Here is a 12,410-nt window from a genome sequence, read left to right as displayed (position 1 = left end):
AGGTGGGTCATGTTGGCCGCGAACGAAATTGGGGAAGTTGTCCGGGTGGAACGGCGAGGGGTGGTCGCTGTCGTATGCCTGAACAGGGCGGACCGGCTCAACGCCTTTACCGCCGAGATGTGTGAAAGGCTTTTGGCGGCATTGGATGAATGCGACGCCGACGATGCTGTGTCGGCGATCGTGCTCACCGGTGCGGGCCGAATGTTCTGTGCGGGTGCCGATCTCGAAGCCGGTCGTGACACATTTGTGGTCGACCGCAATGCTGCCGACGCCACGCCTGTGGACGAGGGGGGACGAGTTAGCCTGCGAATCTATCGGTCGAGGAAGCCGGTCGTCGTGGCAGTGAACGGTCCGGCAGTCGGCATCGGTGCGACAATGATTCTTCCCGCGGATGTCAGAATCGCATCGGAGACAGCAGTATTCGGTTTCGTGTTCACCCGCCGCGGTCTGGTGCCGGAAGGGTGTTCGACATGGTTTCTTCCTCGGACAGTCGGGATCTCAACCGCTCTCGAATGGATGATAGGCGGCAGGATGGTCGCTGCCGCCGAGGCGTTGGATCGCGGGCTGGTGAGTGAGGTGGTACCAGCAGCGCAGGTAGTGGAGCGTGCTATCTCTGTGGCAGAAAAGTTGGTCGAGGGTACATCGGCGGTATCGGTCGCTATGACCAGGCAGATGTTATGGCGGATGCTGGGGGAGCATGATCCAGAGGTGGCCCATCTGGTCGAGTCCAAGGCGTTGTTCGATCGTGGTGCGTCCAACGATGGTCGCGAGGGGATCGTCGCATTCCTCGAGAAACGTGCCCCTCGATTCGAAGACACCCCAACCGATATCTCGTCGATCTTCTAGCTGTTCCGGCCGCTCGGCTCGGTTCCTGCATTGCGAGCCGAGCCGAGCGGCCGCCCTGTTTGGCGCCAGGTGCCGGTTCAGCGCTCACCTTCGACCAGCTTGCGGGAGACGAAAGCTCGGCAACCACCCAGGATCAGTGGCATCGCCTCGGAACTGGGTAGCGCGGGCCCGATTCCGCCGTCCACGACCAGGTGAGCCTGCGTTCCGTAGGGTCCCACCACGAGAACCATGGTGTCGTTTCCAGCTTGCTTCTTGCGTTCACCAGGGTCGGGAAAGCACCATTTCCATCGTCCGGCTTCAGTGGCGAAACACAGTTCGATGAAATCCGACCGCGCCGGGCACCGAAACACATCGGTCAGGGTGGCTCGTACGTACGATCCCTTCTCAGGCTTGGTGGCGCCCGATACGGCGAGTTCGGCCATCGGTATCACTTCCTTGCTTCCAGCTTTTCATTCAGTGGCTTCCCGGCCCAGACGCAAGGTGGGGCAGGGAAAGTCCGGCCGGCGGGTAGCGGTCCACGTTCAGGACCATGGCCAGCATCGAATAGAAGCCCACGGTGGCGATCAGCTCTACCGCTCCTTGCTCTTCCCATAGACGCGTAACGGAGGCGAAGGCATCGTCTTCGACGTCGCCATCGCGAAGAAGTTGCATGACAAATGTGTACGTGGCTTCGAGCTCGTCCGACAGTCGCGGGTAGTGACCGTGTGCGATGTATTCGATGGTCTCCGGGCTCAGTCCGGCTGTTACCGCATGGCGGCGGTGGACGTCGAACTCGAAATGACAGTTCCAGTGCCTTGCTGTCAGCAGAACGGCGAGCTCCATCGCCGTCCGAGGAATCGAAAGGCCGTCGAACATGATTGGCACCATCTTGCCGACGGCTTCTGCGAGGTTCGGGCTGCGCAACAAGGCCGACATCGGTCCGCCGATTGTTGCACCCGTTCCAGCCTTTTCGGGGTGCAGATACTCGACCAGCCGATCGTTGACGTTGCGCTGTACCGAGTCCATCGCCACCGCGGGGAGATCGCCGAACCTACGTGTCCCCGGCTCGAGACCCTGGTCGCCGGACATACCTGACCTCCCGATCGTCTGTGCCGGGTCTCTCGACGGCCGACTGTTGTCAAACCAAACATTGGTTGATTAAGGTTTAGCACACGGCGCCCCTGGGTCTCAACACTCGATCGGATATTCCCGAAGGGCTGCGACAGGCAAGGGTTCGTGCCGCAAAGTGCTCAGCAGTCGTTGAGGCTACGACCCGCTCACTATGGAGGGAAGATGCCTAGTTACAGGTTTCCGGTGGACGCATCACAGATCCTGTTGTTCGCGCGCGCGATCGGGGACGACAATCCCGTGTACTCGGACCCTGGATCGCAAGCAGTAGTCGAGTTGGGGGGAGTCCTGGCTCCGCCGACGTTCTGTATGGCTTCCGCTCAGTTCGATCCCGAGTTCGCGCTGCGTCCGCGCAAAGGAGAGGTGTGGTTCGGCTCCTCGGGGGAGCCCAGTGGTGCCGAACCGCCCGACACCGGCTGGTTGCATGCCGAACAGCACTTCGAGTATCACCGTTCGCTGTTGGCCGGCGAGACATTGGACGTCTTCGAGCGCGAAGGCCGTTCGTGGGAGAAGAGGTCGGGACGCGGCGGCATCCTCAGATTTCAAGAGCGGTTGGTGGAGTATCGCTCGGCTGGCACCGGCGAGCTCGTCACTGTCGCCCGCACCGTCCATGTCCTGCCGGTCCCGCCGGATTCGGCAGCGGCGGAGTAGGTGCCTCCGATGGGCATGCGATTCCGTGTAGGCGACAGGCGCACAGAGACATTCGTCTACGACGGTTCATGCGCGCAGGCCCCTACGTCTGCGGAAAAGTTGGGAGTGCAGGATACAAGCGAACCCGGCGAGATCCGCGTGGCGGAAAGTGCTGGTGCACCGAAGATGCCGGCGCACCGGCTTGTGAATATCGGGGCGCCGGGCCGGGTGCTGACGGACTGGATTGGGGGCGGGCGCCTGACCGAGTTCGGTGTCAGGTTCGTAAGTCCTGCCCAGCGCGGCGAGATTCTGACGACGACGGCGGCGGTAGCGGCGGTGCGCATCGGACGTATCGGTGGGCCGCTCGTTGAGTTTTCCCTGATGACTTCGAACCAGCAAGGCCTGCCCGTGGTCATCGGGAAGGCAACGGCGGAGTTCGGATCAGTGCGCGATCCCGATGATTCGAATTCGACCGAAACGACATCGTCGGCCGACAACGATAAGGACATGAATTGATGAAACAGCTTGGACGTGTGGGGATTTGGACGGTGGCGTTCGACGGTCATCCAACGGCGGACGCGCAGGTGGCCGCGCGTGAACTCGAGGGACTGGGCTACCGCACATTGTGGCTCAACGAGGCGGTTGGTCGCGACCCGTTCGTGATGGCAGGGCTGTTGCTGGCGGCAACTTCGCATCTCACCGTGGCTACCGGGATCGCCAATATCTACGCCCGAGATGCCATGACAACGGCGGCTGCGCAAAAGACCCTCGCCGAAGCATATCCCGACAGGTTCTTGCTCGGCCTGGGTGTGAGTAGCCCGGCATTGGTCGCGAATCTTCGGGGACACGATCACAGCCGACCGCTGAGTTACATGCGGTCCTATTTGGATGCGATGGACCGGGCACCCTTTCACGCGGTCGGTCCCGAACGTGTGCCGCCGAGGGTGTTGGGGGCGCTGGGGCCCAAGATGGTTCAACTATCGGCCGATAGCGCGGATGGGGCTCATCCCTATTTGACGACCCCCGAGCACACGCGGCGCAGTCGGGAAATCCTCGGCACTGAGGCTTTGTTGGCGCCGGAACAGATGGTGCTCATCGAATCGGATCCAGTGGTTGCCAGGGCTATCGGCCGATCTGCGATCAGCTACTACCTGAGGGCGCCAGGGTACTTGGAGAATCTCCGCCGTCTCGGGTTCGCAGACGATGACTGGGCGGACCCGAAAGCTGCGTCGGACCGTTTGGTTGACGCACTCGTTGCGTGGGGCGATGTCGACAAGATTGCGGAGCGCGTGCAGCAGCACTTCGACGCTGGCGCCGATCATGTAGCTGTGCAGGTGCTGCGCGGCGACAGACAGATTCCGATGACCGAGTGGCGGAAGCTGGCGCCGGTGTTGCTCTAGTCGATACCGATCCTTCCAATCCGGGGTTTAATCCAACGGTGATTGATTGTACAGTGCGAGTGTGGATATCAATGGAGCAAGTGCAATTATCACGGGTGGGGCATCGGGCATCGGGGCTGCGACGGCGAGGAAGGTCGCGGCTCTGGGAGCCAGAGTCGTTGTCGCAGATCTCCAGGCTGACAGCGGTGAAGCGCTGGCAAAGGAGATCGGCGGAGCCTTCATCCGCACCGACGTGACGAGGACGGAAGAGATCGCGGCGGCCGTCGAAAAGGCCGTCGAATTCGGGCCGCTTCGGGTTCTGGTGAACTCGGCCGGAATCGGCTCTGCCCAGCGGACTATCGGCCGCGACGGAGAGTTTGCCTCGGCCCATGATCTCGAATTGTTCAAGAGAGTCGTTGCAATCAATCTGGTCGGTAGTTTCGATGCTATTCGGCTGGCGGCGACAGCCATGAGCCGCGCGGAACCGACCGCGTCCGGCGAGCGGGGCGCGATCGTCTCCATGGCCAGCGTGGCCGCGTTCGACGGTCAGATCGGGCAGGCCGCCTATTCGGCGTCCAAAGGCGGGATCGTCGGCATGACGCTGACTGTCGCCCGTGATCTGGCAGCTGCAGGTATTCGGAACAATACGGTTGCGCCAGGTTTGGTGGAGACGCCGATTTACGGCTCCGGACCGGAAGCCGAGGCGTTCAAGGCCAAGCTCGGTGAAAGTGTGCTCTACCCTCGCCGTCTCGGGGACCCGGGCGAGTTGGCGTCCATGGTGGTAGAGCTGCTGACCAACTCATACATGAACGGAGAGGTCGTCCGCGTTGACGGCGGTATCCGGATGCCGCCGAAGTGAGGTAAGCATGTAGTTTCCGGTGCGCGCATCTCGGTTCGAACCGGGTCGGCCGAGTCGGCCGACCCGGCAGGGCGCCCAGCCTTGGGCGTCTTATGTGGAACGTGTGTCGAGGTAGCTATCCAATCGGTGTTAGATTATAGTTGCGTCGTGCCGCTGCGCCGTCTGGCCGCTTATCGGCCAGGCGTATTGGGCGTTAGCGGTAGAAGGGGTGGCGTGCGGTCGGCTTATCGCTCGTCGGCCTTGACCGGTATGCGGTCGGCCGTGTCCGCGTCTTCAGGCCGGCGCCGGCAAAGGTCGGCGAAACCCCCCTGGTTCTGAACCTTCAGGAGTTATCTCATGAGTGTGCTCGAGTCCTTTCGACTGGAAGGCCGAACGGCGATCGTGACCGGAGCCTCATCGGGGCTGGGCGTGTCATTTGCCATAGCGCTCGCCGAGGCAGGCGCAGACCTGGTGCTCGCTGCCCGTCGCCCCGATAAGCTCGCAAAGACGGCGGCCCTGGTCCGTGCTGCCGGCCGCCGTGCCCTGACCGTGGAAACCGACATATCCGATCCAGACCAGTGTTCCGACCTGGTCGAGTTGACAATGGCAGAGTTCGGCAGAGTCGACATACTGGTCAATAACGCTGGCGTCGGCGCCGCAGTACCGGCTACTCGCGAGACGCCACTCGAATTCCGTTCTGTGATCGACATCAATTTGAACGGCTCGTACTGGGCAGCCCAGGCGTGCGGCCGTGTGATGCGCCCGGGAAGCTCGATCGTCAATATTTCCAGCATTCTCGGACTCACCACCGCAGGGCTTCCCCAGGCTGCCTATAGCGCCAGTAAAGCTGGCCTGTTCGGACTCACACGAGATCTGGCGCAGCAATGGGGGACGCGTAAAGGAATTCGCGTAAACGCGATTGCACCAGGATTGTTCGCGACGGAAATGACTGATCAATATGATGACCATGGTCGCGAAAAAATGACATCGAGAATGATTCTCGGTCGTACTGGGGAACCTGCTGAACTGGCGGCTACGCTTGTATGGCTTGTTTCCGACGCGGGAGCGTATGTCACCGGACAAATCATTATCGTCGACGGCGGCATTTCCATTACTTGAGCAGATCTGGCTTCCCGCCACGTGAACGGCAACGCCGACGATAGGATGAAGAATGAATCGTACCGCACTGGTAACCGGCGGGACAGGCGGTCTCGGCTCAGTGGTCGCCACGAAGCTACTGGCCGATGGGTGGCGAGTAGTCGTTCCCTGGATCGTCAAAGACGAACTTGAGCGACTCGGGAAGCATGATGGTCTCGAACTCATTCGAGCTGATCTCTTCGACCCCGACAGTGTGGCCGAAGTCGCCCGTTCGGCGGCTGGTCGCGCGGATGCTCCCCTTACCGCGGTAGCGAACCTGGTCGGCGGGTTCGACATGGGTGGCCGGATGCATGAGACATCCATCGACTCCTTCGACAATCTGATGCGGCTCAATCTGCGCCCCCTCTACCTCACGATGCAGGCAACCATTCCGTACCTGATCGATGCGGGCGGCGGGTCTGTTGTCGCGGTCTCGTCGAAAGCCGCATTCGACCCTTTTCCCGGTGCAATCGGATATGTCACGTCGAAAGCGGCAGTATGGGCAATGGTCAGCGCGATGGCGGTGGAATACGCAGATGCGGGAATCCGCGTCAATGCTGTGCAGCCCACAATGATCGATACGCCGGGAAACCGAGAAAGTCAGCCCGATTCGTCCCGCGCGGGGTGGATTTCGCCTTCCGACATCGCCGATGTGATCGCATTCCTGCTCGGCGATGACTCCTCGGCAATAACCGGAGCCAAGGTCCCGGTGCCGGGCGTAAGTCGATGAAGAACGTATGGCCCAGCCCGCGTGACGGTCGAAGCTGGAAAAGGTCCGGCACACCGCCCCCCAAGACAAGGAATTCTGATGGGTAATATTACTTTCGACTTCACCGGCCGTAGTGTCATCGTCACTGGCGCCGCCCGCGGGATAGGCCTGGCTCTCGCACGCCGCTTCGTCGAGGCCGGGGCGACGGTGTTCATGGTCGACTTCGATAAGTCCGAACTCGACAAGTCCGCCCTCGAAGTCGGCGGGATCGGCATCCCCGCAGACGTCGGAGACAGCGCTGATGTCGAGCGAGTCGTTGCTAGCGTCATCGACCGAAGCGGGCGCGTGGACGTCCTGGTCAACAACGCCGGCATCCTGCGGGACAGAGTGCTGTGGAAGCTGACCGACGAGGACTGGAACAGCGTGCTGAATGTGCACGCCGGCGGTACCTTCCGCTTCACCAGGGCCTGCGTTCCGGTCTTTCGGAAGCAGAAGTTCGGACGCGTCGTCAATGTCACCTCCTACACCGGATTGCATGGCAACCGCGGCCAAGCGAACTACGGCACTGCGAAAGCCGGGATCATCGGCTTCACGAAGACGGCGGCAAAGGAGCTGGCGGCCTTCGGCGTCACCGTCAATGCGATCTCGCCGAACGCGGCAACCCGGATGACCGCGTCGATACCCACGGAGAGTGTCACCGATCTCACTGGCCCGATCCCGCGGTTCGCGGACCCGGCGGAGATGGCGGACGCGATCTGCTTCCTCGCTTCCGAAGAGGCGGGCTACATCACTGGTGTCGTCCTCCCGGTTGATGGCGGACTCTCCATCTGACGCTATTTCGAGAACGGATACCTTCATGACCGATGTGCTCTCCAGACGCGATATCGAGTTCCTGCTCTACGAGTGGCTCGATGTCGTGTCGCTGACCTCCCGCAAGCGTTTCGCCGAACACGGGCGCGACACCTTCGACGCAGTACTGGCTCTCAGTGCCGACATCGCCCACGAATACTTCGCCACACACAACAAGATGGCCGACGCGGCCGAGCCCGTCATGCGTTCGGACGGGAGTGTGGAGCTGATTCCGGAGGTAAAGCGGGCCTTGGAGGTGTACTCATCTGCGGGGTTGATTGCCGGACAGTTCGACGAGAGTCTCGGTGGCGCACAATTGCCGACTACTGTGGCGCGTGCCGCGATGGCCTGGTTTCAAGCTGCGAACGCCGGAACTGCCGCGTATCCGTTCTTGACCGTCGCCAACGCCAACCTGATCTCGAAGTTCGGCACTCCGAAACAAATCGACGACTATCTGCGTCCCATGTTGGAGGGGCGATTCTTCGGCACGATGTGCCTGTCGGAACCGCAAGCAGGATCTTCGTTGGCAGACATCAGCACCCGTGCTGCGCCACAACAGGATGAGACTTATCGCATCACCGGGACCAAGATGTGGATTTCCGGTGGCGACCACGAACTCAGCGAGAATATCGTGCATCTGGTCCTGGCGAAGACGCCGGGGGCCGGCCCCGGTGTCAAAGGTATCTCGTTGTTCATCGTGCCGAAATATCTTCTGGCTGCCGACGGTACCCTCGGCGAACGAAACGACGTCACCCTAGTGGGGCTAAACCACAAAATGGGTAACCGCGGCACCACGAATACCCTGCTGGCATTCGGCGACGGCACGCGTTCTCCAGGCGGTCAAGCAGGCGCGGTCGGCTTCCTCGTCGGGCAGGAAAACGCCGGTTTGTCGTACATGTTTCATATGATGAACGAAGCGAGGATCGGCGTCGGTTTTCTCGCGACCTCGCTCGGTTACGTAGGCTATTTGAAGTCGCTCGAGTATGCGAAGGTGCGTACGCAGGGTCGGCCGGTCGGTGTGAAGGACCCGTCCTCACCATCTGTGGCCTTGATCGAGCACGTCGATGTCCGACGGATGCTGCTGGCTCAAAAGGCTTATGTGGAGGGAGCTTTCGCGCTCGGCCTTTACTGCTGTCGCCTGGTGGACGAACAGGATACGACTTCCGACACGCGCGCGGCAGCGGAGGCGACGCTGCTTCTGGACATTCTGACACCGATAGTGAAAAGTTGGCCATCCCAATGGTGTCTCGAAGCCAACGACCTCGCGATCCAGGTCCACGGAGGTTATGGATACACCCGGGATTACGATGTGGAGCAGCACTATCGGGACAACCGACTGAATCGAATCCATGAGGGCACGAACGGAATTCAAGGACTCGACCTGCTGGGCCGTAAGGTAACTATGCAAGGTGGTGCGGCGCTCGCGCTCCTCAAATCCAAAGTTGATGCGACGACCGAAAAGGCCCGAGCGATCGGTGGTGACACGGCCGGGTATGCAGCCGAGTTGGAGCAGGTGTGGGATCGCATCATCGACGTCACGGCAACCTTGTGGTCGTCGGGCGACGCGGCTACAGCGCTGGCGAACTCGTCGGTGTACTTGGAAGTGGTAGGGCACTCGGTAATTGCGTGGATGTGGCTCGAACAGCTGACCGCAGTCGAAGCCAAAGTGGGAGACTTCTACGATGGGAAGCGTTATGCGGCTCGCTATTTCTTCCGCTGTGAACTACCAAGAGTAGCGCCGCAATTGGATTTGCTGGCAAATCTCGACCGGACCACTCTCGACATGAAGCCCGATTGGTTCTGACCTGCCGCCGGATATCGATGTGCAACGGAGGGTGGGCCGCGGTTGATGCCGGAGTCGATATCGCGGCGCCACCTGACTCGTCGCGCTCTGCGTCGTGGAGCCGTCCGGTGCTGATAGCGATGGCCTGGCGGTCGACACCGATGCGAGTTACATGGCAGTTTGCGCCGATGTGGTCGAGGCTGGTCAAATCTTCGCGCTCCACTCCTAGTGTCCGGGTGCGGCGTCTTGCCCGGGTCAGGTGATCACTCGCAGGCCGACCGCCGGCAGCGTTACGGCCTAAACGGCATCCGGTCACGGATACCGCGTCGTCCGGGCAGGGCGATCCCGCCGAACGCCGGCAACGGTGTTGTCACCGAACGGTGCGAGGCTATGCGCTTGGACGACGGCTCTTTCACAACGACTTGCGAGGGTTGTCTGGGCCTTGCCCGCGGTGTCCCGCCTGGTCGAGATCGGCTCCATGGCGCTTTTCTACTGAGTCTTGCCGAACGTCTCGGCTGAGCTGAGTGCGCCTCTTATCCAGTTGTCGGCCTGGCGCGTCGACAGGAAACACGCAGCTTGCCGGATGCGGGCGCGGGACGCAATCAGTGCGCTCCGGGGTGGCGGCACCCAGTAGCGGGTGTTCCCACTCAGCGGCTCGGGGGCCTCGGCGCGGAGCAAGATCGGTTCGAATCGGATATAGCTTTCCAATCACTGTTGGATTATAGTCGGCTAAGCGCTACCCCGACCGCGAGGCAAGGATCCGGACGTCAGATCCCAAGGGCCCAGGTCCCTCACTGTGGGAGCGATGACATAACTCCAGTAAAGGGAGACCATGCAACTTCAAGGAACTGAAAGAGCTTTTCCTGCCGGATGGTTCCAGATCGGATGGTCGTACGAACTCGCCCATGGCGATGTGCGACCGCTTCGCTTCTTCGGCGAGGATCTCGTCTTGTGTCGATATGAGTCCGGCGAGGTCGGCCTCTTCGGTGCGTATTGCTCACATATGAACGCGCACATCGGACACGGCGGCCGTGCCGTGGGAGAGAGATTGGCCTGTCCCTATCACGGATGGCAATTCGACCGCTCGGGCTGCAACGTTCACATTCCCTACAGCTCCCGAATCAGCCAGTCGAAGGGGCTGCGGATGTGGCACGTCGTCGAGCTGGGGGGTTCGATCATCCTGGCGTGGCACAGTCCCGATGGCAGCGATCCGACATTCGACCCTCCCGGCGTTGCCGAGTTGCCGGGTATGGGGGAATCGACATACTGCCCGGTCGGCGAGGATACTTCCCGCCGCTACGCGGACCTTTCGATGCACATTGACTTCGTTACCGAGAATACGGTCGACATGAGTCATTTCAAGTTCGTGCACGAGACGCCCGAGATCGGTTCCATCCTGAAACTGGAACCAGTGGATCATCGCTTCCACGTCCGGTTCTCGATGCCGATGAAGATTTACAGTCCGGAGGGCGGCGGCGAGGTTGTGGACGCGGTGACCGAGGTTACGAATTGGGGTCTCGGGTTGATACTTGCCCGGTTCTCCGACGGCGCCTCGCTGATTCAGGCGCAAACACCTGTTGATGCCGACACGTGCGACGTCATGATGACGATGATCCTGCCGCGCAATTCGTCGGGTTCCGATAAACCCACCGGCGAACAGCTTGCCAGGTTCAAGATGGCATGCCGTCAGGTTGAAAACGACATGGTGATTTGGACGCACCGCCGAGCGGGCGCGCAGGCGCATCTGGTCGCCGAAGAGATAGCGCCGTTCAAAACGTTCATGAAGTGGAAGAGGCAATTTTACCCCGAGTTGTCCTCGGCCGGGGCAAACGTAGAGCGCCCGGTGCGCTCGGGAAGTGAGAACTGATCGTGAATCCAGGCGAACTTGAAGAGCGCCGGAAGGCACTGCACGACTTCGTCGAGCATCGGTTGATTCCGCTCGAGCGCACCCTCCCTGTTGAGGGTCTGCCCGACGAGCCACTTCTCAAGGAGTTGCAGGGAGAAGCTCGATCCGGGGGATTCTGGGGTCTTTCCGCGCCACAGGAGTACGGCGGCCAGGGCCTCGGCGTGCTCGAGAACGCCGTGCTCCTCGAAGAGATCATGCGCACCACCGTCAGTGGCGTCAGTGGTGGCTACTACGGCGCGGGCATCTTCGGCGGCAACCCGCCAGCACCGATCCTCTCGCACGGGACCGAACGTCAGCGCGACCTGTATGCGCGCGCAGTGACGGAGGAAGGCTGTGGATACTTCATTGCCATGAGCGAACCCACCGCCGGATCCGACCCGGGTGGGATGATGACCACCACAGCGAAGCGGGTGGACGGTGGTTGGGTCCTGAATGGCGTCAAGGGAATGATGAGCGAGTTCTTCCTGGCACGTTTCGGAATTGTCTTCGCCGTCACCGACCCGGAAAAGCGATCCCGCGGAGGCATCACTGCGTTCATTGTGAACGTAGACAACCCTGGTCTCACCATCGAGGGAGACACCCAGACAATGTCTGGAAAGGTAGCCACCTGGATCCGGCTGACCGACTGTTTCGTTCCCGACGATGATCAGCTCGGAAACGTCGGCGAGGGCTTCATCCTGGGGCAGAAGTGGTTCGGTCGGATTCGGACACTGTACTACGGCGCCGGGATGCTGGGGCCAGCGGCACGTGCCCTGGAGATCGCCACAGCATACGCGAACGAACGGCACACGTTCGGCGAGCCGCTCGCATCTCGGCAGGCAGTGCAATTTATGCTGGCTGACTCGGCGATGCAGGTCAGCGCTGTTCGAGCACTGACGCATGATACTGCTCGCAAGCTTGACGCCGGCGACCGGTGTCGCATGGAGTCTGCGATGGTGAAGATCATGGGTACCGAGATGGCCTGGGAAGTCCTGGACCGTGCCCTGCAGATCCTCGGTGGGATCGGTTACACGGACAAGTACCCGATCGAACGAATGATGCGCACGATTCGCCTTTTCCGCATCACCGAAGGGGCGAACGAGGTTCACCGGGCCTTCCTGGCTCGCGAACTCCTCAAAGAAGATGCGGGGAATGTTCCGCGTCCGTTTGTGGCGTGAGCCCAGGTCGGACAAATGTCTGGCAGCGACGATTGGCCTTTGTTGGTGAGCCCGCACTGGTGCGGGTCG

Annotated in this window: 13 protein-coding genes; 11 read left to right on the top strand and 2 right to left on the bottom strand. The window is 61.2% G+C overall.

Annotated features, from left to right (window positions below):
• Positions 1-9 precede the first annotated feature (9 nt).
• Positions 10-846, top strand: coding sequence for an enoyl-CoA hydratase-related protein (locus tag NN2_RS04215; protein WP_063010544.1), 837 nt, complete (start codon positions 10-12; stop codon positions 844-846).
• A 77-nt stretch (positions 847-923) separates the two neighbouring features.
• Here NN2_RS04215 and NN2_RS04210 read toward each other — a convergent pair whose 3' ends face one another.
• Entirely contained in the window at positions 924-1,268 is a 345-nt protein-coding gene (locus tag NN2_RS04210; RefSeq protein ID WP_063010542.1) for a hypothetical protein, read from the bottom strand.
• A gap of 31 nt (positions 1,269-1,299) precedes the next feature.
• Positions 1,300-1,914 carry a carboxymuconolactone decarboxylase family protein gene (locus NN2_RS04205; protein WP_063010540.1) on the bottom strand — a complete coding sequence of 205 codons (615 nt, stop codon included), beginning with the start codon at positions 1,912-1,914 and terminating at the stop codon, positions 1,300-1,302.
• A 204-nt stretch (positions 1,915-2,118) separates the two neighbouring features.
• Here NN2_RS04205 and NN2_RS04200 point away from each other — a divergent pair, with 204 nt between their 5' ends.
• The 10 genes from NN2_RS04200 (at position 2,119) to NN2_RS04160 (ending at position 12,341) form a co-directional block, all read left to right on the top strand.
• Positions 2,119-2,604, top strand: a complete 486-nt coding sequence (locus NN2_RS04200; protein WP_063010538.1) for an FAS1-like dehydratase domain-containing protein — start codon at positions 2,119-2,121, stop codon at positions 2,602-2,604.
• A 9-nt stretch (positions 2,605-2,613) separates the two neighbouring features.
• Positions 2,614-3,099, top strand: a complete 486-nt coding sequence (locus tag NN2_RS04195) for a hotdog family protein (RefSeq protein ID WP_156511200.1) — start codon at positions 2,614-2,616, stop codon at positions 3,097-3,099.
• On the top strand, positions 3,099-3,983 hold the full coding sequence (locus NN2_RS04190) for a TIGR03620 family F420-dependent LLM class oxidoreductase (protein ID WP_063010535.1): 885 nt from the start codon (positions 3,099-3,101) through the stop codon (positions 3,981-3,983). The genes NN2_RS04195 and NN2_RS04190 overlap by 1 nt, the downstream gene beginning before the upstream one ends.
• 61 nt (positions 3,984-4,044) lie before the next feature.
• Positions 4,045-4,821 carry an SDR family NAD(P)-dependent oxidoreductase gene (locus NN2_RS04185; protein WP_063010533.1) on the top strand — a complete coding sequence of 259 codons (777 nt, stop codon included), beginning with the start codon at positions 4,045-4,047 and terminating at the stop codon, positions 4,819-4,821.
• Positions 4,822-5,157: 336 nt separating this feature from the next.
• A complete protein-coding gene (locus NN2_RS36040) occupies positions 5,158-5,919 on the top strand; it encodes an SDR family NAD(P)-dependent oxidoreductase (RefSeq protein ID WP_082856716.1) in 762 nt (253 codons plus the stop codon).
• Positions 5,920-5,971: 52 nt separating this feature from the next.
• The gene (locus NN2_RS04180) at positions 5,972-6,667 is read left to right on the top strand and encodes an SDR family NAD(P)-dependent oxidoreductase (protein WP_063010531.1); all 696 of its coding nucleotides are present in this window, start codon (positions 5,972-5,974) and stop codon (positions 6,665-6,667) included.
• A 78-nt stretch (positions 6,668-6,745) separates the two neighbouring features.
• Positions 6,746-7,477, top strand: coding sequence for an SDR family oxidoreductase (locus NN2_RS04175; protein ID WP_063010529.1), 732 nt, complete (start codon positions 6,746-6,748; stop codon positions 7,475-7,477).
• 25 nt (positions 7,478-7,502) lie between these two features.
• On the top strand, positions 7,503-9,299 hold the full coding sequence (locus tag NN2_RS04170; protein WP_063010527.1) for an acyl-CoA dehydrogenase: 1,797 nt from the start codon (positions 7,503-7,505) through the stop codon (positions 9,297-9,299).
• An 811-nt stretch (positions 9,300-10,110) separates the two neighbouring features.
• Positions 10,111-11,145 carry a Rieske 2Fe-2S domain-containing protein gene (locus NN2_RS04165; RefSeq protein WP_082856715.1) on the top strand — a complete coding sequence of 345 codons (1,035 nt, stop codon included), beginning with the start codon at positions 10,111-10,113 and terminating at the stop codon, positions 11,143-11,145.
• 2 nt (positions 11,146-11,147) lie between these two features.
• Positions 11,148-12,341, top strand: a complete 1,194-nt coding sequence (locus NN2_RS04160) for an acyl-CoA dehydrogenase family protein (RefSeq protein WP_063010522.1) — start codon at positions 11,148-11,150, stop codon at positions 12,339-12,341.
• Positions 12,342-12,410: the final 69 nt, after the last annotated feature.

Source organism: Nocardia nova NBRC 15556 (genome assembly GCF_001613005.1).
In the GTDB taxonomy this organism is placed as follows: Bacteria; Actinomycetota; Actinomycetes; order Mycobacteriales; family Mycobacteriaceae; genus Nocardia; species Nocardia nova.
This window is presented reverse-complemented; position numbering and strand designations above follow the sequence as displayed.

Excerpts from the sequence above, each read along its gene's own strand:
- NN2_RS04180 (WP_063010531.1), top strand. The coding sequence starts at position 5,972 with ATGAATCGTACCGCACTGGTAACCGGCGGGACAGGCGGTCTCGGCTCA.
- NN2_RS04165 (WP_082856715.1), top strand. The coding sequence starts at position 10,111 with ATGCAACTTCAAGGAACTGAAAGAGCTTTTCCTGCCGGATGGTTCCAG.
- NN2_RS04210 (WP_063010542.1), bottom strand. The coding sequence starts at position 1,268 with ATGGCCGAACTCGCCGTATCGGGCGCCACCAAGCCTGAGAAGGGATCG.
- NN2_RS04215 (WP_063010544.1), top strand. The coding sequence starts at position 10 with ATGTTGGCCGCGAACGAAATTGGGGAAGTTGTCCGGGTGGAACGGCGA.
- NN2_RS04195 (WP_156511200.1), top strand. The coding sequence starts at position 2,614 with ATGGGCATGCGATTCCGTGTAGGCGACAGGCGCACAGAGACATTCGTC.
- NN2_RS04205 (WP_063010540.1), bottom strand. The coding sequence starts at position 1,914 with ATGTCCGGCGACCAGGGTCTCGAGCCGGGGACACGTAGGTTCGGCGAT.
- NN2_RS04175 (WP_063010529.1), top strand. The coding sequence starts at position 6,746 with ATGGGTAATATTACTTTCGACTTCACCGGCCGTAGTGTCATCGTCACT.
- NN2_RS04170 (WP_063010527.1), top strand. The coding sequence starts at position 7,503 with ATGACCGATGTGCTCTCCAGACGCGATATCGAGTTCCTGCTCTACGAG.
- NN2_RS36040 (WP_082856716.1), top strand. The coding sequence starts at position 5,158 with ATGAGTGTGCTCGAGTCCTTTCGACTGGAAGGCCGAACGGCGATCGTG.
- NN2_RS04200 (WP_063010538.1), top strand. The coding sequence starts at position 2,119 with ATGCCTAGTTACAGGTTTCCGGTGGACGCATCACAGATCCTGTTGTTC.
- NN2_RS04190 (WP_063010535.1), top strand. The coding sequence starts at position 3,099 with ATGAAACAGCTTGGACGTGTGGGGATTTGGACGGTGGCGTTCGACGGT.